The sequence below is a fragment of the Streptomyces sp. BF23-19 genome (assembly GCF_041106355.1).
GTDB classification, from domain to species: Bacteria; Actinomycetota; Actinomycetes; order Streptomycetales; family Streptomycetaceae; genus Streptomyces; species Streptomyces virginiae_A.
The window spans coordinates 129398-150900 of record NZ_JBGBPT010000003.1 but is presented as its reverse complement, the minus strand read 5'-3'; the positions used below and the strand labels follow the sequence as shown (position 1 = coordinate 150900).

The following is a 21503-nucleotide window of genomic DNA, read 5'->3' as shown; positions in this document are numbered from 1 at the left end:
CCACGGGGATCCGGATCCGGTGGCTCCGTAAGAGCGGCTCCGGTACGTCGGGGCTCCGGTCACAGGTCGCGAGGGACTGTCTATGCACGCGCTTCTCGTCGAGGACGACGACCGCATGGCCCAAGCCCTCGGCACGGCGCTCGCCCAGCGCGGGCACACCGTCCGCCGGGTCGGGCGCGCCCTGGACGCCCTGCGGCACGTCCGCGAGGCCGAGTTCGTCCTGCTCGACCTGGGCCTCCCCGACCTCGACGGGCTGGAGCTGCTGCGGCGGCTGCGTACCGTCTGCGACGCGCCGCTGATCGTGGTGACGGCGCGCTGCGAGGAGCGCGACATCGTGCAGGGGCTGCGGGCGGGGGCCGACGACTACGTGGTCAAGCCGTTCCGGATGGCCGAGCTGATGGCCCGGATCGACTCCGTACGGCGCCGGACCGATCCGCACCCCGGACGTACGGCCCCCTCGGAACCGGTCGCGGCCGGTTCCCGGCCCGTGCGCACCGGCGACGTCGAGGTGGATCTCGCCGGTCGCACCGTCACGGTGGCGGGAGCCGAAGTACGGCTCACCCGACGCGAGTTCGACGTACTCGCCTTTCTCGCCGCGCGCCCGGACGAGGTGCATGCGCGCGCGGTGATCCTGGACCGGATCTGGGGCGACGTCTTCCTCGCGGCCTCCCGCTCCCTGGACGTCCATGTGGCGGGCATCCGCGCGAAGACCGGCCGCGCGGGCCTGGTCCGTACCGTCCGGGGCTTCGGCTACCAGCTCGGCTTCCCGGCCTCGGCCGATGCCCCCGTCCCGGACGCGCGGGACGCCCGGGACCTGCGGGACGCCCGGGACCTGCGGGACGCCCCGGACCTGCGGGACGACGAGCGGTGAGGCGCCGGCTGTTGGCGGTGCTGATGGTGCTCATGGGGGCGGCGGCGCTGCTGCTCTGCGTCCCCCTGGCCGATGCCTACGCGCGCGGGCGCACCGAGCACCTGCTCCTGCAACGGCGCTCGGAGGCCGTACGGTTCGCCGACCTCGCCGACCGGATGCGTAGCGCCGCCGACCGGGCGGAGCTGTCCGCCGAGATCGGCCGCTACGCCCAGCTGTACGGAGCGGGGGTGGTCGTGGTCGACTCCGCGGGGGCGACGGTGGCCCGGGCCGGGGCCGGTCCGGCGGCGGGGGCCGCCACGAACGCGGCCACCGACGACGATTCCCCGCGAGGAGGATCCTCCGACGGGGCGGACGCCCGTCGCCGTGCCCTCACCGGCCGCTCGACCGACCGGCTGCCCACCCTGCACCCCTGGGGGCCGCGCACCGTCGTGCTGGCCGAGCCGGTGGGCCGGGACGAGCGGGTGAGCGGGGCGGTCCTGATGGCCGTGCCCACCGAGGCCGCCCGCCGCGACGTGACGGTCCGCTGGTCCCTCATCGCCGCCGGGGCGTTCGCCGCCTTCGCGGCAGCCGCTCTGGTCGCGGCCGGGATCACGCGCTGGCTGATGCGCCCGGTACTGGACCTGGACCGGGCGGTCGAGCGACTGACCGCCGGCAGCCTGCAGGCCCGGGCCGTGTCCGACACCGGTCCGCCGGAACTGCGCCATCTGCGGAAGCACTTCAACACGATGGCGGAGGCGATGGCCGACTCCATCGGCCGCCAGCGAGACTTCGTCGCCGATGCCTCCCATCAGCTGCGCAACCCGCTGGCCACCCTGGTTCTGCAGCTGGAGAACGTCGAGCCGCACATCGCCCCCGGGCCCGGCCTGGCCGAGCACGGCCGCGCCCTGGACGAGGCGGAGCGCCTGGAGGAGCTGCTCGACGGCCTGCTGGCGCTGGCCCGGGTGGAGTCGGGGACGGCGGAACTGAGCGACGAGGACGTGTCGCGGGCGGTACGGGAGCGGGTGGCGGCCTGGACACCGGTCTTCCGCGCCGCGGGGGTGGACCTGGTGACCGCCGACCTCACCGAGGGCCTGCGGGCCCGCGCCCTGCCCGACGCGGCGGGCCGGGTCCTCGACGCGCTCCTCGACAACGCCGTCAAGTTCGTCCCGCGCGGCGGCCGCGTCGAGGTGCGCGCCGGGCGGGCGGCCGACGGAAGCACCGCCGACTCCGCCGGTTCCGTCGTCGTACGGGTCACGGACGACGGTCCGGGCGTGCCGGAAGAGCAACTGCCGCTGCTGCTCCGCCGCTTCGCGCGTTCCCCGGAGCACCAGAACGTCCCCGGCAGCGGCCTGGGCCTGGCCATCGCCGACGAGATCGCCCGGATCAGCGGCGGCCGGCTCGACGTCGGCGGCCACGACCCGCACGGCCTGGTGGTGGAGCTCCGGCTCCCGGCCTCGGCCCAGGCGCCTGCCTAGGCCTCGGCCCAGGCCGTCTCTAGCCGTACACCGACCGGTAGTGGGCGACCGCGCCCGGATGCAGGGGCACCTCACCGGTGGAGATGGCGAACCGCGGCTCCAGCCGGGCCCCCGCCGTCACCTCCCGCAGCAGGTCGCGCCACCGCTCGAACACCACCTGGAGCAGGTCACGTACGGCGCCCTGCGGTACGTCGGCCCGCGCCAGGAGGTAGTTGCCGACCCCGATGGTGCCCACCGGCTCCGTCAGCCCGTACACCCCGGCGGGCAGGGTGACCGCCGTGTAGACGGGGCCGTAGCGCTCCCGGAGCGCGCCGACGTGGGCGTCGAGCGGCAGGAACCGCAGCGGCAGCTCGCGGGCCAGGTCCGCCAGGGCCGGGGTGGGCACCCCTCCGGACCAGAACAGCGCGTCGACCGAGCCCTCGCGCAGGGCGCTCACCGAGGGTGCGAGACCCAGTTGCCGCTCGTCCGCCGCGGCTTCCGACGCGGGGGCGCCGCTGAGCCCGGCCGCCCGCAGGACCCGTTCCGCCACCACCTGTACCCCCGAGCCCGCCGCGCCTGCCGCGACCGGGCGCCCGGCGAGATCGCCCACCGAGCGCACCGGCCCGTCCGCGGGGACGAGCAGGTGCGTGTAGTTCACGTAGACCCTGGCCAGGGCCGTCGCGGCGGTCGGCCTGGGGAACGGCTCCCGCCCGAGCACCGCGTCCTCGGCGGCGTCCGCCATGGCCAGGGCCAGCTCGACGGAGCCGTCGTCCAGCTTGCGCAGGTTGTCCACGCTGGCCGCGGTGCTCACCGGGACGATCTCGATCCGGCGACCGCTCGCCGCGACGGCCTGTGCGAGGGCCTGCCCGAACGCGTTGTACGGCCCGCCCTCGGGTCCCGTGGCGAGCCGTAGCCGCCGTACCGGTCCGGAATCCCCCGAGCAGCCGGTCGGCACTCCCGCAAGGACCCCGAGGCCGAGGCCCATCACCCGCCGTCTGGTCACTTCTGCGCTGGTCACGGCGGAAGCCTAAGGGCTGTCCCGTAAATGATCTCCGAGACGCTGCGGGCATGGCCGGCCGCGGTGCGGCCTGCTCTCCTATCCGGCGAGGGCGAGGTTGTGCATCCGGGCGATGCCGAGCATGGCGTGGTGGACGCCGTCGCCTTTGAGGCGGCAGTCGCGGAGGATCTTCCAGGTCTTCATGCGGGCGAAGGCGTGCTCGACGCGGGCCCGGACCTGCTTGTGGGACTTGTTGTGTTCCTCTTTCCAGTCTGGGAATCCGGCCTGGCCGCGCTCGCGGCGGTGCGGGATGACGAGTCCGGTGCCCGGGTAGCCGCCGTCGGCGATCGTCATGGTCTTGCCGACGGCGGCCTTGGCACCGGACTCCTCCCATGCCTTGCAGTCGTTGCGGTTTCCGGCGAGTGGCCAGCCGGCCGCGACGACCAGGCGGGTGTCGGCATCGATGACGACCTGGTGGTTGGTGGAGTACCGGTAGTTCTTCGACCGCTCGGCGATGGCGTGGTCGCGGGTGGGGACCAGGGTGCCGTCCACGATGAGCACGGTGTCCTTGGCGAACCTCTTGCGGGGCTGAAGCGCGAGCATCGGCCCGAGGTGGTCAATGATGCGGTCCGCCGCCGACTTGGACACCCCGAACAGCGGGGCGAGCTGCCGCATGGTCAGGTTCGTGCGCCAGTAGGCCGTGACCAGCAGGGCCCGGTCCTCCAGCGGAAGGCTCCACGGCCGGCCCCTGCGGACGGCGTCCGCACCCTGGCGCCGCAGAACGGTCACCAACTTCCCGAACTGCCTCGGGCTCAGCCCGCTGAACGGGGCTATCCAAGACGGCTCCGACACCGTGATCACACCAGCCACGGCGAGATCGTCTCATCTTGATCACGCTGCGGGGCCAGCCTCTGACGGGACATATCTCGGTCGCCCGGACGGATTCAGCATGAGAGCCTCACGCCCGTGGCTACTGAAACCGAGGTGGGAGAGCAGTTGCACCAGCGCGGCTGGCGGACGGCGTTCACGGTCACTGAAAAGGTGAACGCATGGGCTGCCCTGGTGAGCGTCATCGAGCGCGGCTACGGCGACGACGTCTACGAGTACACCAATGACCTCTACTGCCGAAACTGGCTGCACGAGGCGTGGCTCCTGCTGGTGTCGGCGTACCCCCGAATGTGCTCACGCCGGTACAGGTGAACGTGCTCAGTTGAGGTCAGTCGTGGACACGAGGAAGGATTCGACCGCGAGGTTGAAGGGTCCCGTGCTCTCGAGGTTGACCATGTGGGCCGCCGAGGCGAACCGTTGGTGCCTGGCATCGGGAACGGCTCGGGTGATGGCCTGAGCGTTTGACGAAATGTCACTGCTGTCGAGTTCTCCGTCGAGAACCAGGGTGGGCACGCCGATGGAGGCCAGCCGGTCCGCCGCACCGACTTCTCTCGGCATCCCCGCCCCCAACCCGCGTGCGTGCCGCACGACATTGGCGGACGCCGACGCATGCATCCGCTCGCGCAGCGTGCGGCTGACCTGGGACGGTTCACGGTACGGCCCGTCCACCCACATCCGGAGAAAGTGCTCCACGAACCGCTGCGCTCCGCCGTCCGGGTCACCGATCACGGCCATCTGCTGTGCGGTGTGGTGCGCGACGTAGGGGTCGGCGAAGGGCCGACCGCTCACCCCGGGCGAGGCAAGGACCAGTGCCGACACAGACTCCGGATGAGCTATCGCCGTATCGACGGCGGTCCGCGCCCCGAGGGAAAGCCCTACGAGCACGGCGCACGGGACATCGAGATGGGTGAGCAGAGCGTGCAGATCGTCATGGTTGGCGTAGTCCCCAGCCACTGTGGAGGAACGCCCGTGGCCGCGGGCATCATAGCGGATGACGCGGTACCCCAGGCTCGCGAGCCACGAGAACTGCTCGTTCCACATGTTCAGGTCGAGCATGCCGCCGTGGAGCAGTACGACGGGGGGCCTTCGCCGGCCGACTCGCAAAAGAGCTCGCCCGCCTCGACGGGTACGGTGGTGGCTGTGACCGCGTGTGTCCGCGCATGCGTCATCGTGGGTCGTCTCCTCGATCCGTGGGGTGCGGCGGGGCATCCTGCGAAAGGTCCTTGAACTCCTCGCCAAGGCGACGGAGCACGTGAAGAGCCGTCGTGACGTCACCGGCGGTCAGATCGGACAGCCGGCGCCGCAGTTCGGTTCCTTCGGCTTCCTGGATGCCCCTGATGATGGTTTCCCCTTTCGGGGTGAGCCGGATCAAGCGCGAGCGCCGGTGCTCCGGGTTCGGGGCGCTCTCGGCCAGCCCCAGGGCTGTCGCATCGTTCACCAGACGCTGGACCGGCTGCCGGTCCAGCCCCAGCAGGCGGGCCAGTTGAGGAACCGTTCGGGGGCCGCCCCTGCGCAGTTCGTCCATCACCGCATGCTGACCAGCTGTCATCCCCGTGCCCATCAGCTCCCGCTCCACGGCACGCACGACCGTGCGGTGCAGCGGCCACAGGCTGCGGATCACTTCGTACAGCAGAGGCCCCAACGGGGGCTCATCCTTCGTACGCTCATCGACACTCATGATGTCATCATGACATCTTCTATGTCTATATAGCCATAGGTTCAGAGCAGCAGAGCCTGAGCACGTTCACTCGTACGCGACTGGGCAGATTGAGCCGTACGCCGACAGCTGGACGAACACGTCGTCCAGCTCTGGACCCCGCAGATCAAAGCTCTGGACGACCAGTACAAGGCCGTGACTATCGACGACGACGGTCAAGCACTCGATCAGTTCCACAGACTGCCCGGCCCCGACCTGTGGTGGTGGCGGCGCCACCCCCGCATCCTCACCGGAGACCTCGGGCGATCACTTCGCTCGGCCGGTGCCATCGGCGCTGACCCGGACACGGCATGACCCTCAGCCTCGTGGGATTGCGGGACAGCGCTTAGGTCGGATGTCAAGCCACGGGATTCCGGGTCGTGACGTGTTCCTTCCTGCCCATTTCCCTGGAAGGGGGATGGACAGGGAAGAACTGGAGAAACTCATGCGTATCGCGACGATCATTGCCGCCGCCGCCATCGCGGCATTCGCCAGCATCATCTACATCCGACATCTCTCGAAAATCGGCTGCCGAGATCGATACATTCTCCCGACGTTCCTCAACCACGGAATCGTTCCATTCTGGATCGAAATATTCTACGGGTTCGTGTTGGGCGTGAACCTGGTCGTGCTCAACAATGTGCTGCCGCTGTGGGCGAGTCTCGCCGTCTTCCTGGCAGCGGTAGTGCCCGCCACGGAACTGGCACGCCACCGCCATGACCGCCGTGTCGAAAACCTCACCACCTCGGCAGGTCGGGAAGAAACTCTTAGGCCCGACCGGCCCGGTGCCGACACGCCACGCGTGCGGCCGGAGTGAAGGCGCTGTGATCGATGCATTAGCGTCGGAAAGCCCCGGAGAGCGACTTCCCCGGGACGGTTCTGGGGAGGGACCGATGACGGTGACGGCATTCGACACCTCCGAGCGTCGCGCGTGGGCCGCACAGGCCGATGCCTACGCGGGCAGCTTCGGCAAACTCTGCGCGTACCCGGTGCCCGTGCTGCTCGACGCCGCCGGGGTCGAGGCGGGCACGCGTGTGCTCGACGTGGGAACGGGTACGGGGACCGCGGCCGCGTGCGAGCGCGGAGCGAGGGTGACGGCGGTGGACGCCGAACCGGCCGTGGCGGAGTCATGCCCCCGCCGCCGCGGACCGCCCGTGCGCTCCACCTCCCCCGGTAGCGTCGCCGCCATGCGCTACCACCACGTCGACGTCTTCACCGACCGCCCCTACAGCGGCAACAGCCTCGCGGTGTTCCCCGAAGCCGATCCGCTGACCGGTGCCCAGATGCGGGCGATCACTCAAGAACTGCGGCACTTCGAGTCCGTCTTCCTCGTCCGCGACGACTCGCCCGGGCGGCCACGCACGTGGCGGGCGCGCGTCTTCGACCTCGCGGGGGAGCTGGACTTCGCCGGGCACCCCCTCCTCGGCGCCGCCGCGGTGCTGCACGACCTGCACGGCGCCGCGGACCACGAGGCCTGGACCCTGTGCCTGACCGGCCGTCAGGTGGAGGTCACCACCGAACGCCGGGGACCGGGTCGGTACGCGAGCCTCCTCGACCAGGGCGCGGCCGCCTTCCTCGGCCGCCCCGACCCCGAGGGCCTGGCCGGCCTCTTCGCCCTCGATCCGGCCGACCTGGACCCCGATCTGCCCCCGGAGGTGGTCTCCACGGGCCTGCGCTACCTGGTGCTCCCCGTACGCGGCGACGCGCTCGCCCGCGCCCGCGTCACGCAGCCGCTCGACGCGCCCTTGGCCCGCGTCGGCGCCGAGTTCGCCTACCTGCTGGATGCCGCGGCCATGGAGGGCCGGCACTGGAACAACGACGGACTCCTGGAGGACGTAGCCACCGGGAGCGGTGCGGGCTGTGCCGCCGCCTATCTGCGCAGCCACGGCCGGATCGGCTCCGGGGAGCGCGGCCTGCTGCGCCAGGGGCGCTTCACCGGGCGACCCAGCACGATGACCGTCAGCGCCGACGGCCACGGCCGGGACATCCGCCCGGTACGCGTCGGAGGCGGCGTCGCGCTCGTCGGGGAGGGACACCTGCGCGAGCTCCCGCCCTCCTAGGGGGCGGGCGGCTCACCGCGCGATCGGGGGCACGCGGACCTACGCTGATGGTGTTGCCCGGGTCCTCGGACGGCAGGAGACCATGCCGTGAAGCCAACCCACCTCCGGCTACGCCGGGCCTGCGCGGCCGCCGCCGCAACAGGAGTGCTCATCGCCCCGGCGGCCGCCGGCTCCGCGTCGGAGGCGTCCGCTCCCGAACGGTCCGTTCCGTTCTCCGCGGCCGCGGCTCCCACGCCCACCCCGACCCCGGCCCCCACCCCTTCCTCGGACGCCGATACCGGCTTCACGCCCCTCACACCGGCCGTCGCGGCGCAACTCGACGCGGCCGTGCGCCGGGTCATGCGCGAGGCGCAGGTGCCGGGTGTGACGGTCGGGTTGTGGGCCCCCGGCAAGGGGAGCTACCTGCGGTCCTTCGGCGTGGCGGACAAGGCGACCGGCGCGCCGATGACTCCCGACCTCCACGTGCGCATCGGCAGTGAGACCAAGACGTTCACCGTCACCGCCCTCCTCCAGCTCGTCGACCAGGGCAAGGTGGGTCTGGACGACCCCATCGGAAAGTACGTCACAGGGGTTCCGAACGGTGACCGCATCACCCTGCGGGAACTGGCGGGCATGCGCAGCGGGCTCTTCAACTACAGCCTGGACGAGAGCTTCGTCAAGAAGTTCGAGGCCGATCCGGAACAGTCCTTCACACCGCAGCAGTTGCTCGACGTCTCGTTCGAGCACCCCGTGCTGTTCGAGCCGGGTGCGGAGTTCGACTACAGCAACACCAACCTGATCCTGCTCGGCCTGGTCGTGGAGAAGATCACCGGCCGGCCGCTCCACGACGTGATCGCCAAGGACGTCCTGGGACCGGCCGGGCTGCGCAGCACCGTCTTCCCGACGAGCCCGGCCCTGCCCACGCCCTACGCGCACGGCTACACCGACCAGACGGCCTCGGGCAAGGTCGAGGACTCGACCCACTGGAATCCGTCCTGGGCCTGGGCCGCCGGAGAGATGGTCTCCGACGTCCAGAACCTGCGCAGTTGGGCCCGTACCCTCGCCACCGGCACGCTGCTGAAGCCGGCGACGCAGGCCGAACGACTGAAGACGACCCCGATGGACATCCCGGGCGCGGGCTACGGACTCGGCATTTTCGACGTCCAGGGCTGGATCGGCCACAACGGCTCGATCCCCGGGTACGAGGTGCTGCCCGTCTACCTGCCTTCGGCCCAGGCGACGATGGTCATCGTCCTGAACACCGACAGCCAGTACAAGGGTCAGGAGCCCAGCACGCTCTTCGGCGAGGCGGTCACCAGCATCGTCACCCCTGATCACGTGTATCCCGGCCACAAACCGGTCGCACCCAAGGCAGGCTGACGGCGGGGGGCAGCCGTGAGCGTGGTCGTCGGTACGTGGAACCTGGAGAACCTCTGCCGCCCCCTGCCCCCGGGTGGCCCTCCCTCGAACCGCTGCGCCGCCAAGGACGAGGCCGCCTACGAGGCGAAGCTGCAGGGCCTCGCGGCCACCATCGACCGTCTCGCGCCCGATCTCCTCGGCGTCCAGGAGGTGGGCAGCCACGAGGCGCTGACCGATCTGGTCGACAGGCTCGACGGCGACTGGCACATCGCCCTGTCCACCCACCCCGACCGGCGCGGCATCCGGGCCGGTTTCCTCAGCCGTCGGCCGCTCACCGTGGTCGAGGACCGCACGGCCTTCCCGGACCATCTCCCGCCCGTCCAGGTCGAGGACGACGGAACCATGACCCGGAGGATGGGGCGCGGTGGCCTGGTCGTCCGGTGGACCCCCGCGCCCGGCCACACCGTGGGAGTGGCCGTCTGCCACCTCAAGTCGAAGCTGCTGACCTTCCCCGGTAACCGTCACAGCACGGACGACGAGCGACTGCGGGCCCGCTACGCCGCGTACGCCCTGTACCGCCGCGCCGCCGAGGCCGTCACCATGCGCTTCGTGGCCGACCAGCTGCTGCGGGGCGACGGCCTCACGCACGAGGTGATCGTGATGGGCGACCTCAACGACGAGTTCAAGGCGGCCACCACGCAGATCCTGTACGGCCCGCCCGGCTCGCAGATCGGCCGGTGGCTTCCAGGACACCGACCTCGACGACCCGCGGCGCCTGTGGAACCTCGCACCGCGCATCCTGGAACAGGGCGGTTTCTCCCGCGTCTTCGAGGGCCAGAAGGAGCTCATCGATCACATCCTGCTGAGCCAGGCCCTGCTGCCCCGTCTGGAGCGGGTCTTCACCGGCCCGGAGCAGCTGCCGACGGTGGACGGCGCGCACCCGGCCGCACCGCACGACAGCCCCTCCGACCACGCGCCGGTCCTCGCCGTGCTCGACTACTGACGCCGTGCTCGACCACCGACCGACTCCGCCTTCCCCACGGTTCCCGGTCGGCCCGCCCGTCGCGCGCACCGACCGGAAAAGCCCGTACAGCAAGCGGTGGCTGATGGTCCTTCAGCGTCGACTCGCGGCCGGAATCGGCTGGGAGGAATTCCGGTCGGCCGACCGATTTCATACCGGCGGACATTCCGGAAACGGCCGGTGAAACACAGCTGCCCGGCCGCCACCAAGGCCCGGATCCAGCCCGTTCAAAAGATGCCCGGGTCAACTGTGTTGTCCGCCAGATGAGTTACTACCCAGAAGACATGGAACGTCGCTCAGAGTTCGGGTAGCTTTCTGTCACGTCGCCGCCACACCCGGGGCACAGGGCCCCATGGGACTAGCGGCACAAAGGACCCGACCCCTGTTGACGACAGCAACCGAAGTCTTCACAGTCCGGCCGTACACCCCGCATTGCCAGGTGATCAGCACCGAAGGCGATCATGCCGTCATAGGTATTTCCCCGGGGAACAGTTACTTCTCGGCCCAACGTGTCAATGACCTTGCCCACTGGGGCCTGCGCAACTTCGAGCAGGTCGATCTCATCTACACCGACATGCACGTGGCCGAGATGTACGAGGCTCTCGGCTACGGCGAGGACGAAGCACGGCGGAAGGCGGTGAAGAACCTGCGCGGCGTCCGCGCCAAGGTCAACAACGCCGCCGCGGAGGCCGATCCCACCGGCACCCGTCTCCGTGCCCGCCCGATGTCCTCCCTCACCGACATCCCCGCCTATCGGGCGCTCCACCGGCACCTGACCAACCTGCTGGACACGGACCCTGAGTTCCGCAAGACCAGCAACTCACTGGTCGACGCGTTCCTCTCGTCCAAGGTGCTGAACGGGAAGGCCGCCACCACGCGACAGCGTGACGTGTGCCTGGAGTACGTCTGCGCGGAAATGCCGCTCTTCCTCGACACGCCGGCCATTCTCGGCGTGCCGTCCTCCCTCAATTGCTACCACCAGCTCCTGCCCATGGCGGAACTGCTCTACTCACGCGGCTCGGGACTGCGCGCCTCGCGCAACCAGGGTCACGCCATCATCACCCCCGCCGAAGGAGCTTCCGATGCCCACTGACACCCTGCTCGACTTCCCCTTCTCGGCGCGCGGCGATCAGCTCCCGCCCGAGATCGAGGATCTGCGCGGCGAGCCGGTGAAGCGGGTGCGCACGATAGCCGGCGACGAAGCCTGGCTCGTCTCCTCCTATCCGCTGGCCAAGCAGGTCCTCGAGGACCCCCGGTTCAGCCTGAAGGACACTTCGGCCCCCGGGGTGCCCCGCCAGTACGCGCTGACGATCCCGCCCGAGGTCGTCAACAACATGGGCAACATCACCGGCGCGGGACTGCGCAAGGCCGTGCTCAAGGCGATCAACCCCAAGACCGACGGGCTCACCGACTGGATGCGCGCCCAGGCCACCAGCCTGGTCGACGGCCTCCTGAGCCACGGGGCGCCGGTCGACCTGCGCGGCCAGTTCACCAACCCGTACGCCGAGAACCTGCACTGCCGCATCCTCGGCGTTCCCGAGTCCGACGCGCCGCGCCTCGCGGCCAGCCTCGACATCGCGTTCATGAACTCGGCCTGCCCGGTGACCGGCGCCAAGCTCAACTGGGACCGCGACATCGCCTACATGGTGGAGCGGCTCGACGACCCCACCACCACCGGCCTGATCGCCGAGCTCGCCGCTCTGCGCAACGACCCCGACTACGACCACCTGACGGACGAGATGCTCGCCACCGTGGGCGTCACGCTGTTCGGCGCGGGGGTCATCTCCACCATGGGCTTCCTGACCATGGCGATCGTCTCCCTCCTCCAGAACCCCGAGATGTGGGAGCGGCTGCGCAAGGAGCCGGAGAAGATCCCGGCCGCTGTGGACGAACTCCTGCGCATCAACCTGTCGATCGCCGACGGCCTGCCCCGGCTCGCGCTGGAGGACCTCACCCTCGGCGACGTCGAGGTGAAGAAGGGCGAGCTCATGCTCGTCCTGGTCGAGGCCGCCAACACCGACCCCGACGTGTACCCCGACCCGCACGTCGCGGACATCGACCGGCCGAACGCCGGCACGCACCTCTCCTTCGGCGGCGGACAGCACTACTGCCCGGCCACCGCTCTCGGCAAGCGGCACACCGAGATCGCCATCGAGGTGCTCCTGGAGAAGATGCCCGACCTCGCTCTCGCCGTGCCGGTCGACCAGCTCGTGTGGCGTACCCGCTTCATGAAGCGCATCCCGGAGCGCCTGCCCGTGCTCTGGTAGATCGTGTCGGCGCGGGGGGACGACGCGCCTGCCCGATGATGGCCCCGGCCGGGGGGAATCCGGCCGGGGCCATCGCCCTGCCCGCCCCCTGGGCCGCCGCGCGCCCGGGCGTCGTAGGGCTCGCTACGTCAGGAACGCCGCGGTGGTCGCCACGAACCGGTCGGCGTCGTCGAGCCAGGGGTAGTGACCCGCGCCGGGTTGTACGACGAGTGTGGCGCCCGGGAGCAGCTCGGCGAACGCGGCCACCGACCGAGGGGGGCTGTTCAGGTCGAACTCCCCCGCGAGCAGCAGCACGGGGTTCTGCCAGGTGGCGAGCGCGGCCCGGGTGGCCCGCGGGTCGAAGGCGCCGTCGGCCGCGAAGAGGGTGACGGCTTCCGCGTTGTCCGGCCGGGCCGCTGCCTGGTGCTGCCGGGCCGCGGCGTCCCAACGTCCGTGGAAGAAGGGGCTGATGGCCTCCCGGTCGCTGCCGGTGCCGGCGCCAGCGGTGATCGCCTCCAGCGCCGCGAACGCCTCCGGGAACCAGGGCTCGTCCGTCCGTAGCCGCGCGAGTTCCCGCCGGCTCTCCCCCGTGATCTCCACGCCGACGGCCCGGGTGCCGGGGGTGATCAGGGCGAGCCTGCGGACCCGGTCCGGGTACCGGGCCACGTACCGCGCGGCGAGGTTCGCGCCGGCCGAGTGGGCGAGCAGGTCGATCCGGGCGAGGCCGAGGTGCTCACGCAGGGCCTCGACGTCCTCGACGAGGCGGTCGCAGCGGTAGGAGGAGGTGTCCTCGGGGACCGCGGACCGGCCGGTGCCGCGCAGGTCCAGGACGATCAGCCGGCGGTGCGCGGACAGACCGCCGAGGTCACCGAGGTAGGCGGAGTCCGCCGGGCCGCCGGCATCGGCCTGTCCTCCAGCGGAGGTTGCAGCAACCGGAACAACGCCACGTGCACCTCGCTGGAACAGGTCAACGCCGCCACCATCAGCGACGTCAGCACCCTGCGCAACGCGAGCCACTGCGCCCTCACCATCACGGGCGGCACCGAGGTGGGGCACGCCTCGGGCACCTACAGCCACTGGAACGGCTACAAGATCGACTTCAGCCCGACCAGTTGCGCCAGCGCCTACGTCACCAACAGCTTCACCCGGATCGCCGACCGCGGCGACGGCGCCGCCCGCTACCGGTCCGCCGCGGGCAACGTCTACGCGCGGGAGAGCAACCACTGGGACGTCACCTTCTGCGGCGGCAGCGCGGCCTGCACCTCCGCGGCCGGCTCCTGAGCACCGCACGACCGCCGAGCGGCAGGGCCGGACCCGGCGCGCTCCCGCCGGACCCGGCGCGCTCCCGCCGGGCCCGGCCGGGCCTCACCGTCGGCCTCACCGTCGGTACTCCCCCAGCACCTCCCTGATCACGTGCCGGGCGTTGGCCGCCATCGCCGGGTTCGTCGTGCGGTAGTAGGGCAGCGCGTTCAGCGCCTGGGAGAGCGTCCTCCCCCGGCCGCGGCGCCAGGTCGCGTCGTCCACGCCGAGCTCCGCGCGGAAGACCGCCCTCGCATCGGCCGGCAACAGGTTCCACGCCGGGAACAGATCGCAGGCCGGATCCCCCACCCCCATGCACCCGAAGTCGATGACCGAGCTCAGCCTGCCCCCGGCCACCAGCAGGTTGCCCGGCGTCAGATCGGCGTGCAGCCACACCGGCGGCCCGTCCGGGTCCGGGGCCCGCAGCGCGTCCTCCCATACGGCGGCCACGGCATCGCAGTCGATGCCCTCCTCCGGGATCCGGCGCAGTTGCTCGATCGCCGCCCGGGTCGGCGGGTCGAGGAGGGTGAGCGACCCTCCGCGGTAGGCCTTCGGCGCCCCCGGCAGGGTGACGCTCCGCATCGCCGCCACGAACCCGGCCAGGTCGCGGGCCAGCGCCACGGGCTCGCGCAGCGCCCCGGCCTCGGGGTTCGCCCCCGCCAGCCACCTCAGCACCGACCACGACCACGGATACCCCTCGGCGGGCTTCCCGGCCCCGAGGATTTCCGGGACGGGCGTGGGCAGTCGGGGTGCCAGGCGGGGCAGCCACTCCCACTCCATCGCCACGTCCTCGGCCCCGCCCGCCAGCATCGGCAGCCGTATGACCATGTCGTCACCCAGCCGGTACATCACGTTGACCGTGCCGGGCGACGGCAGGCGCACCACGGGCAGGTCGGCCCACCGGGGGAACTGCCCGGCGATCAGCCGGCGTACGAGCTCCTCGTCGACGGGGTGCGCGTCGGGATGCATCTGTGCAGTGCTCATGGACCGCCATCCGATCGCCGACCGCCCACCAGGTCAAACCCTTTTGCCGGAGCGCCCGCGCGGCACCGTTGCCCGATCGGGGTCGTGATCGTTTGCGTGACCGACAGGACATGCGGGCAGTCATCGACGGACGGGCGAGTGGTCGGGGTGCGAGTCACGAGAAGGACCCTTCTGCAGGCGGCTTCCACCGGCGCCCTGACGGCGCTGCTCGGCCGCGCCTCCGAGGCGTCGGCCACGCCTGGTGGAGTCACCCCGGGCAACGCCGCGGGGGACCTGGTCCGGCTGCGCTTCACCCGGGCGACCAACGGCGCGGCCACCGCCTCCGCCACCGGGGACCGGGTCGTCGCCGAGGTGCAGGGCGTCCTCTGGTCGCTGCCCCCGAACGGTTCCCCGGCGACGCCGCTGACCCCGCCCGACCTCGAACCCGGCCGTCCGGCGCTCTCCCCCGACGGCCGCCAGGTGGCGATGAGCGCCTACCGCGGCGGCACCTTCCACATCTGGGTGATGAACGCGGACGGCTCCGGCCTGCGCCCGCTCACCGACGGCCCGTTCGACCACCGCGCGCCCGCCTGGTCGCCCGACGGCCGCAGCCTCGCCTTCTGTTCCGAGCGCGGCGGCGATCCGGTGGCCGGGAGTCCGTACCGGATCTGGACCGTCCCCGTCACCGGCGGCCGCCCGCGCCGGCTGACGGGACTGCCCGGGCAGGACGGTACCGGCCAGGACGGCGAGTGGGAGGACTTCGACCCGGTCTGGTCGCCGGACGGCGCGCGCGTGCTGTTCGTACGCGGCACACCCGCCGGGGAAACCCTGACCGCCCGGACCATCGCCTCCGTGGCCGCGGAACCCGCCGCCGGGGACCCGGTCCGGGTCGAACACACCGTCACCGACGGCCGGCTGCTGGCTCCCGCGCTCTCCCCGGCCGGACGTACCGCCTGGCTGTCCGCGGCTCCCGGTCCCCGCAAGGCCGAGAACCTCTCCCTCATCGTCGACGGCCGGCCGGTCCCCCTCGACGGCGACCTCGCCCCCGCTCCCCCGCGTTGGATCGGCGACGACCGGCTGCTGATCACCCTCGACGGCCGGTTCCGGGTGATCCGCCCGCACCGGGACGGCGGCGCCGCCGGCCGCGAGATCCCCCTCGACGCCACCCTCGAGGTGCCCCGGCCCCGTTACCGGGTCAAGGAGTACGTCCTGGAGGCCGAGCGGAGTCTTCCGGTCCGGGGCATCCACCTGCCCGCGCTCTCCCCCGACGGCCGCAGCGTCGCCTTCGCCGCGCTGAACGCCCTGTGGGTCGTTCCCGTCACCGGCGGCGCACTCCGCAAGGTCGTCCAGGCCCCCGTCACGGCGTACGTCCAGGGTCCGGTGTGGAGCCCGGACGGCCGTGCGCTGGTCTACACCGACGACCGCGACGGCCTGAACAGCGTGCGCCGCCGGGAACTCGACACCGGCCGGGAGGCCGTCCTCGCTCCCGGCGGCCGCGTCTACGGGGTGCTGTCGCCGGACGGCACCAAGCTCGCCGCCCTCGACCTCGCCGGCCGACTCCTCGTCCGCGACCTCGCGACCGGGACCGAGACCCTTCTGATCGCGGCCCTCGGCGGCGGCGGTCTGCCCGGCCCGCCCAGCTGGTCGCCCGACGGCCGCCACCTCGCCCTGTGCGACCGCAACCGGCTCAGCCGGCGCTTCCGCGAGGGCTACAACCTCATCCGGATCGTCGACGCCGGCACCGGGGCGGCCCGCCTGCACGCGCTCGCCCCGCACGCCTCGCTCGCGGACCGCTACGCCTCCGGCCCGGTCTGGTCGCCCGACGGCCGCTTCCTGGCCTGCGTCGGCGAGTCCGCCCTCTGGCTGCTGCCCGTCGCCCCCGACGGCACCCCGACCGGACCGGCCCGCCGCCTGACCGACGAACCCGCCGACCATCCTTCGTGGTCCGCCGATTCCCGCACCCTGCTCTACCAGTCCTGTGCCCGGCTTCGCCTGCTCGCCCTCGACGCTGCCGGCGCACCGGCCGGAGCGCCCCGGACCGTGCCCGTCTCCCTGACCTACCGGCGCCCCGCACCCGTCGACACCGTCGTGCACGCGGGACTGCTGTGGGACGCCACCGGCTCCGCGCCCCGCGCCGACGTCGACGTCCTGATCGGTGGCGGCCGGATCACCGCCGTCGAACCGCACCGGCCGGGCCGCCGCGCGACCCGCACCGTGGACGCCTCCGACGGTACGGTCCTGCCGGGCCTGTGGGACGCCCACGTCCATCCGTATCCCTACACCTACGGGGCGCGGCAGGGCGCGCTGCACCTCGCCTACGGGGTCACCACCGTGGTCTCGCTCGGCGGTTCCGCCTATGAACAGGCCCGGCTCCGCGAGGACATCCGGGCCGGACGGCTCGCCTCCCCCCGCCTGCTGGCGGGCGGGGAGCTCCTCGACGGCTCGCGGGTCGCCTACAGCATGGGGCGCGCCCATCGCACGCGTGCGGGGTTCGCGCGCTCGCTGGCCCGGGCGGCGGCGCTGGACTGGGACTTCGTCAAGACGTACGTACGGGCGCCGTACCCGTACATGGCCGAGGCCGCGCGGTTCGCGCACGAGCGGCTCGGTGTCCTGGCCGGCTCCCATCTGTGCGCCCCCGGCATTCGGTCCGGCCAGGACCTGACCACGCATCTGGTGGCGACCGAGCGTGCCGAGTACGGGCACGGCGCGACCCCGCGGGGGCACACGTACCAGGACACCCTGGAGGTCTACACGCACGGCGGTTTCGACCTGATCGCCACCCCCTTCACGGCGCTCCCGCTGATCGGCGCCGACCCGGCGCTCGCCGACGATGTCCGGGTGACGTCCCTGATGCCTCCGTGGGACGTGGCGGCCGTGCGGGCCGCGGCAGCCGCGCCGCCGAGTACGGAGCAGAGCCTCGCCCTGGAGCGGGAGGTCGGCGTCTACCGGAGTGTCATCGCGGGCGGCGGGCGCCTGGCGCTCGGCACCGACGCACCGCTCACCCCGGTCGGCCTCCATCTCCACCTGGCCCTGCGGGCCCTGCACCGGTACGGCCTGTCCCCGGCGGAGGCCCTGACGACGGTGACCGTGACCCCGGCCCGGATGTTCGGCGTCGCGGACCGGCTCGGCACGGTCGAGCCCGGCCGGATCGCCGACCTCACCCTGATCGGGGGCGACCCCTTCACCGATTTCGACGACCTGGTGCGCGTCCGGGCCACGGTCCGCGGCGGGACGCTCCGAGAACGCCCCGCCCTGGAGCGGGCCTTCACCCCGGCGGCCCCGGAGTCCGAGGACTGGCGAACCGTGCTGGACCAGATGCTGCGCGACGGCTGCTGCACCCCGCACGGCTAGGACGTTTCACCCGTCGATGCACAGACATACACACTGCCGTCCAGGGCCATCATGCCGAAGCCCGGGTGGCCCGAGTACACACCGAGGAATGCGGATGCCGCGCCTCGGCCCATGATGTCCCAACGCTCCAGGAGCCGGACGCGAGTCCAGAGCGCCGGTGGGTGGTAGCCGTGCAGGCGCTCCAGGAAGGCGCGGTGCGAACGGGTGCCCTGGGGAAGCCGCAGGAGGAACTCGCGCCGATCATCGAACGGCGCCCCATCCAAGAACGAAGGGCATCGTACCCACCGGAACAGCGTTGGGTACGGCCTCCAGACCAGCCCGCCGTAGTGGCTGGTACACCTTCCGGTCACGTTCCTCGATGCCCATCGGCCCACGTTCCATCAGACCCACCCCCTGGCCCTGGAAGGAAGCCGCCCGGGAAGTGCGCTCCCGTCTGCTGCCGACCCGTTCCGGCCGGGACCGGCCGCGCGCGATCAAGAAGCCGATGCGGTGGCCGATCCTGAGAACCCGAAGCGGCCGCACCAAGGTGAAGACACATCGCGGCACAGGCAGACCTGTGCAAGCAAAGGCCGGCAAGGTCAGGATTGCGCGGTCCGGAACGTGAGATACCGGCTGATGGCTTCGTGACTGTCTGGGGTGAAGCACCACTCCAGCAGGGCCGACCGCAGCTCCGGCTCGGTCAGCCAACTGTGCCAGGCGACCTCGTCGGGATCGGGGACCAAGGCATCCGCATCCGACACCACGACCTCGTGCACGCCGAGCCAGTGAGGGCTCAAACCGCTGTGGTTGAGGAACGTGAACAGCAGGCGCGGCAGCGCACGAATACCCAGCTCTTCGGTCAACTCCCTCGCGGCGGCCTGTTCATAGGACTCGCCGACATGAGCGGCGCCACCAACCTCGACCTCATGGAGCCCGGGGAAGCGCCACAACTGCTCCGACCGGCGGTGGACGAGGATCCGCCCACGCTCATCACGGCACACCGTCACAGCGACCCGGTGCGGCCAACCCTCCCGGACGGCCTGCCGGCGACTGACTACTACCCCCAGCACACGATCTTGATCGTCGACGCGCTCCACCAGTTCATCCACGACGCACACCCTGGCAGAGCCCACCGACAACGCCGCTTCCCGGCGCCACCGGGAGGGCGTCCCGAGCCCCTCGCTCCGTCCGGAGTCCTCGGAGTGTCCCCACACCGACCTGATCCAGTGGGCCACGTCCTTGTCAGTGGCGGCGCATACAGTCGCCGCATGACGGTGAACGACCGGACGGTGGCGGCGGGGGCCGGCCGCGCCGCCCTCGACCATCTGCTGCGGCTGATCACGGAATCCGCGTGGGGCGACGACCTCGTCCTGCGCGGCAGCATGGTCATGCCCGCGTGGGTCGGCGACCGGGCCCGGCCGCCGGGTGACCTCGACTTCGTCGTGATGCCGCCGTCGCCGGTCCCCGTCGACCCGCGCCATCCCCATCCGTACGTCCCCGGGTACGGCACCGTGCAGCAGTGGCCGGAAGCCGCCGACGGTGCGGCCCGCTACGAGATATGGACGGACGGGGAGGCGGAGTTCGAGACGCGCGGGCTGCGCGCGTACGTCCCGCCGGAGGGTCTGGTCTGGCAACCGGAGCCGGAGCCGGCGGATTTCCCGCCGTACGAAGACCTGCTGGAGCGGATCCGCGCCAGTCCGCGGGCCGCCGCGGGCGTCCTGTTGGACGCGGACGGGGCGCGCCGGGACGGTACCTGGGCCTACACGTACACGGACGGTGAGTTCGGGCCCCCGGGGATCAGGATCCTGATCCCGTGGCGGGCGGACTCCGGGCCGGTGGGGATGGCGCAGCTGGACTTCTCCCGCGACGAGCGGCTGCCCGAGGCGCCCGTCCGGACGGCCGTGCCGCGCGGCGACGGCGGGGTCACGGTGGTCCGGACGGCGAGCCTCGGGCTCTCCCTGGCCTGGAAGTTGCGGTGGCTGGTGGCGGACGCCGAGGCCGAGGCCGGTCCGCGGTGCAAGGACCTGTACGACGCCGTGCTGCTGGCCGAGGCGGGCCGGGAGCGGCCCTTCCCGGCGCCGCCGCGCCTGGCCGGCGTACGGGTGGACGAGCGGGCGTGGCAGCGCTTCCGCGCGGCCCATCCCGGGGTGGGTGGGTCGGCCGCCGCCTGGCTCGCCCGACTCCGCACCGCGCTCGCCCCGCACGTCCCGGCCTGAGGGCGGTCAGGCTCCGGCGGCGCTCAGGCTTCGGCGGCGGCGATCCGCAGGCGGCGCAGTCCGACGGCGGAGAGTTCGAGCAGTTCGCCACGGGTGAGGTCGTGGTGCGTCGGGCGGAATCCGGCGAGGGCGCCGAGGCGGGTACCCGTGGTGGGGTTCCAGATCTCGAGCCCGGACTCCGAGGAGGAATGGAGGAGCCCGTCCGCGGCGAAGAACCGGCCCTGGGGCCCGCCGAAGGCCGCGATCTCGGGGGGCTCCTCGGTGGCGCCGGCTCCGCCCGGCCCTCGGCGGCCGAGGTCGAAGACGCGGGCCCCGGGCAGCAGTTCCCGCTCGTCGTCGCCCAGACCCGCCAGGACGAGGCGGTCCTCGTCGAGCCAGACGAGCGGGCGGTCCCAGTAGTACGCACAGGCCGGCAGACCGGCCCAGCCGATGTCCCCGCTCCAGGCGCGCTCGCCTTCGGTGAGCCACTGGTCCAGGTTCCATACGACGGGCCGGCCGAGGGGGTGCCACACCCAGGCGTCCGAGGCGATCCTGGTGCCCGCCGGGCTGGGATGCAGGGCGCCGTGGAAGTGATCCGACCAGGCCGGGGAGTCGCCGTCCGCCGCCGGCATGCGGGCGACCTGGGCGCCCGTGGCGGCGTCCGTGGCCTCGACGAGGTTCCACTCGCTGCGGTGGAGGACGACGACGCGTCCGGCGTGTTCGGTGAACGCGAGAGAGAAGGCCACCGTGTCGCTCTGGTACCCGTCGTTCTCCAGCGGGACGGTGACGCGGCCGGTGGACAGGTCGAGGACCTCCCCCGTGCGGCCGTAGTCGATGACGACGGCCGCGAACGCGCCGTCGCGCGAGGCGTGCAGCCGGAGGGTCTGTACGCGGTCGTCCCAGGGCTCGACGTCGGCCGGCACGGTGACCGTGGTGCGGGCGACATCGGTGCAGCGGCCCGAGTCGGTGTCCCGGCGCAGGATCCGTCCGTCGTCGCACAGCAGGACGATCCCGCGGTCGGTGGGGGCGATGTCCCGCACCGTCCCGGTCTCTTCGGGCAGCGCGATCGTCTCGACCGTGCCGTGAACGGGGATCGGCGCGTCGTCGCCGCCGCGGGTGAGCGACATGTCGGGGACTCTCCTCGAAGGCCGCGCCAAAGGGTTCGG

Annotated in this window: 20 protein-coding genes and 1 pseudogene; 13 read left to right on the top strand and 8 right to left on the bottom strand. The window is 72.0% G+C overall.

Going from position 1 to position 21503, the window contains the following annotated elements; genetic code table 11:
• The first annotated feature begins 82 nt into the window (after window positions 1-82).
• Together AB8A24_RS03085 and AB8A24_RS03080 are read left to right on the top strand one after the other, a co-directional pair.
• A complete protein-coding gene (locus tag AB8A24_RS03085) occupies window positions 83-871 on the top strand; it encodes a response regulator transcription factor (RefSeq protein ID WP_369474565.1) in 789 nt (262 codons plus the stop codon).
• On the top strand, window positions 868-2325 hold the full coding sequence (locus AB8A24_RS03080; RefSeq protein ID WP_369474564.1) for an ATP-binding protein: 1458 nt from the start codon (window positions 868-870) through the stop codon (window positions 2323-2325). Before AB8A24_RS03085 ends, AB8A24_RS03080 begins: the two co-directional genes overlap by 4 nt.
• Window positions 2326-2344: 19 nt before the next feature.
• Here AB8A24_RS03080 and AB8A24_RS03075 read toward each other — a convergent pair whose 3' ends face one another.
• Complete coding sequence (locus tag AB8A24_RS03075; protein WP_369474563.1) at window positions 2345-3322, bottom strand: TAXI family TRAP transporter solute-binding subunit; 978 nt, start codon at window positions 3320-3322, stop codon at window positions 2345-2347.
• A 78-nt stretch (window positions 3323-3400) separates the two neighbouring features.
• A complete protein-coding gene (locus AB8A24_RS03070; protein WP_369474562.1) occupies window positions 3401-4171 on the bottom strand; it encodes a transposase in 771 nt (256 codons plus the stop codon).
• A 96-nt stretch (window positions 4172-4267) separates the two neighbouring features.
• Between AB8A24_RS03070 and AB8A24_RS03065 the strand changes: the two genes are divergently transcribed.
• Entirely contained in the window at window positions 4268-4501 is a 234-nt protein-coding gene (locus tag AB8A24_RS03065) for a hypothetical protein (protein ID WP_328959920.1), read from the top strand.
• Between the two features lie 6 nt (window positions 4502-4507).
• Here the strand turns inward: AB8A24_RS03065 and AB8A24_RS03060 are convergent, their stop codons facing one another.
• Both AB8A24_RS03060 and AB8A24_RS03055 read right to left on the bottom strand, forming a co-directional pair.
• Window positions 4508-5245 (bottom strand): alpha/beta fold hydrolase, encoded by a 738-nt coding sequence (locus tag AB8A24_RS03060; RefSeq protein ID WP_369474560.1) that lies wholly within the window; start codon window positions 5243-5245, stop codon window positions 4508-4510.
• A 109-nt stretch (window positions 5246-5354) separates the two neighbouring features.
• Complete coding sequence (locus AB8A24_RS03055) at window positions 5355-5867, bottom strand: MarR family transcriptional regulator (RefSeq protein WP_328959922.1); 513 nt, start codon at window positions 5865-5867, stop codon at window positions 5355-5357.
• Between the two features lie 436 nt (window positions 5868-6303).
• On the opposite strand from AB8A24_RS03055, the gene AB8A24_RS03050 reads away from it, so the two are divergent.
• From AB8A24_RS03050 to AB8A24_RS03020, 7 genes and pseudogenes are all read left to right on the top strand, one after another.
• Window positions 6304-6702, top strand: a complete 399-nt coding sequence (locus AB8A24_RS03050) for a hypothetical protein (RefSeq protein ID WP_369474559.1) — start codon at window positions 6304-6306, stop codon at window positions 6700-6702.
• Between the two features lie 82 nt (window positions 6703-6784).
• Window positions 6785-7006, top strand: a pseudogene (locus AB8A24_RS03045) (SAM-dependent methyltransferase); the annotation flags it as partial.
• Window positions 7007-7072: 66 nt separating this feature from the next.
• A complete protein-coding gene (locus AB8A24_RS03040) occupies window positions 7073-7945 on the top strand; it encodes a PhzF family phenazine biosynthesis protein (RefSeq protein WP_369474623.1) in 873 nt (290 codons plus the stop codon).
• 87 nt (window positions 7946-8032) lie between these two features.
• Window positions 8033-9304: a serine hydrolase domain-containing protein gene (locus tag AB8A24_RS03035; protein WP_369474557.1), complete on the top strand. Its 1272-nt coding sequence runs from the start codon at window positions 8033-8035 to the stop codon at window positions 9302-9304.
• A 15-nt stretch (window positions 9305-9319) separates the two neighbouring features.
• Complete coding sequence (locus tag AB8A24_RS03030) at window positions 9320-10390, top strand: endonuclease/exonuclease/phosphatase family protein (protein WP_369474555.1); 1071 nt, start codon at window positions 9320-9322, stop codon at window positions 10388-10390.
• Between the two features lie 266 nt (window positions 10391-10656).
• Window positions 10657-11397, top strand: coding sequence for a tRNA-dependent cyclodipeptide synthase (locus tag AB8A24_RS03025; protein WP_266479700.1), 741 nt, complete (start codon window positions 10657-10659; stop codon window positions 11395-11397).
• Window positions 11387-12571 carry a cytochrome P450 gene (locus AB8A24_RS03020; RefSeq protein ID WP_369474553.1) on the top strand — a complete coding sequence of 395 codons (1185 nt, stop codon included), beginning with the start codon at window positions 11387-11389 and terminating at the stop codon, window positions 12569-12571. Before AB8A24_RS03025 ends, AB8A24_RS03020 begins: the two co-directional genes overlap by 11 nt.
• A gap of 123 nt (window positions 12572-12694) precedes the next feature.
• On the opposite strand, the gene AB8A24_RS03015 is transcribed toward AB8A24_RS03020, so the two are convergent.
• The gene (locus AB8A24_RS03015) at window positions 12695-13372 is read right to left on the bottom strand and encodes an alpha/beta fold hydrolase (protein WP_369474621.1); all 678 of its coding nucleotides are present in this window, start codon (window positions 13370-13372) and stop codon (window positions 12695-12697) included.
• Between AB8A24_RS03015 and AB8A24_RS03010 the strand changes: the two genes are divergently transcribed.
• A complete protein-coding gene (locus tag AB8A24_RS03010) occupies window positions 13280-13831 on the top strand; it encodes a hypothetical protein (protein ID WP_369474619.1) in 552 nt (183 codons plus the stop codon). The genes AB8A24_RS03015 and AB8A24_RS03010 overlap by 93 nt on opposite strands.
• Before the next feature lie 96 nt (window positions 13832-13927).
• On the opposite strand, the gene AB8A24_RS03005 is transcribed toward AB8A24_RS03010, so the two are convergent.
• Window positions 13928-14833 carry an aminoglycoside phosphotransferase family protein gene (locus AB8A24_RS03005; RefSeq protein ID WP_369474551.1) on the bottom strand — a complete coding sequence of 302 codons (906 nt, stop codon included), beginning with the start codon at window positions 14831-14833 and terminating at the stop codon, window positions 13928-13930.
• Window positions 14834-14980: 147 nt separating this feature from the next.
• On the opposite strand from AB8A24_RS03005, the gene AB8A24_RS03000 reads away from it, so the two are divergent.
• Entirely contained in the window at window positions 14981-18163 is a 3183-nt protein-coding gene (locus AB8A24_RS03000; RefSeq protein ID WP_369474550.1) for an amidohydrolase family protein, read from the top strand.
• A gap of 578 nt (window positions 18164-18741) precedes the next feature.
• On the opposite strand, the gene AB8A24_RS02995 is transcribed toward AB8A24_RS03000, so the two are convergent.
• A complete protein-coding gene (locus AB8A24_RS02995) occupies window positions 18742-19251 on the bottom strand; it encodes an NUDIX domain-containing protein (protein WP_328959930.1) in 510 nt (169 codons plus the stop codon).
• A 159-nt stretch (window positions 19252-19410) separates the two neighbouring features.
• Between AB8A24_RS02995 and AB8A24_RS02990 the strand changes: the two genes are divergently transcribed.
• On the top strand, window positions 19411-20358 hold the full coding sequence (locus tag AB8A24_RS02990) for a nucleotidyl transferase AbiEii/AbiGii toxin family protein (protein ID WP_328959931.1): 948 nt from the start codon (window positions 19411-19413) through the stop codon (window positions 20356-20358).
• Between the two features lie 23 nt (window positions 20359-20381).
• Here AB8A24_RS02990 and AB8A24_RS02985 read toward each other — a convergent pair whose 3' ends face one another.
• A complete protein-coding gene (locus tag AB8A24_RS02985) occupies window positions 20382-21464 on the bottom strand; it encodes a hypothetical protein (RefSeq protein ID WP_369474547.1) in 1083 nt (360 codons plus the stop codon).
• Window positions 21465-21503: the final 39 nt, after the last annotated feature.

What these genes read in the sequence shown, in the direction of transcription:
- AB8A24_RS03085 (WP_369474565.1), top strand. Translation starts at nt 83, where the DNA reads ATGCACGCGCTTCTCGTCGAGGACGACGACCGCATGGCCCAAGCCCTC.
- AB8A24_RS03060 (WP_369474560.1), bottom strand. Translation starts at nt 5,245, where the DNA reads ATGCTCGACCTGAACATGTGGAACGAGCAGTTCTCGTGGCTCGCGAGC.
- AB8A24_RS03055 (WP_328959922.1), bottom strand. Translation starts at nt 5,867, where the DNA reads ATGAGTGTCGATGAGCGTACGAAGGATGAGCCCCCGTTGGGGCCTCTG.
- AB8A24_RS03050 (WP_369474559.1), top strand. Translation starts at nt 6,304, where the DNA reads ATGGACAGGGAAGAACTGGAGAAACTCATGCGTATCGCGACGATCATT.
- AB8A24_RS03040 (WP_369474623.1), top strand. Translation starts at nt 7,073, where the DNA reads ATGCGCTACCACCACGTCGACGTCTTCACCGACCGCCCCTACAGCGGC.
- AB8A24_RS03025 (WP_266479700.1), top strand. Translation starts at nt 10,657, where the DNA reads ATGGGACTAGCGGCACAAAGGACCCGACCCCTGTTGACGACAGCAACC.
- AB8A24_RS03020 (WP_369474553.1), top strand. Translation starts at nt 11,387, where the DNA reads ATGCCCACTGACACCCTGCTCGACTTCCCCTTCTCGGCGCGCGGCGAT.
- AB8A24_RS03005 (WP_369474551.1), bottom strand. Translation starts at nt 14,833, where the DNA reads ATGAGCACTGCACAGATGCATCCCGACGCGCACCCCGTCGACGAGGAG.
- AB8A24_RS02990 (WP_328959931.1), top strand. Translation starts at nt 19,411, where the DNA reads ATGACGGTGAACGACCGGACGGTGGCGGCGGGGGCCGGCCGCGCCGCC.
- AB8A24_RS02985 (WP_369474547.1), bottom strand. Translation starts at nt 21,464, where the DNA reads ATGTCGCTCACCCGCGGCGGCGACGACGCGCCGATCCCCGTTCACGGC.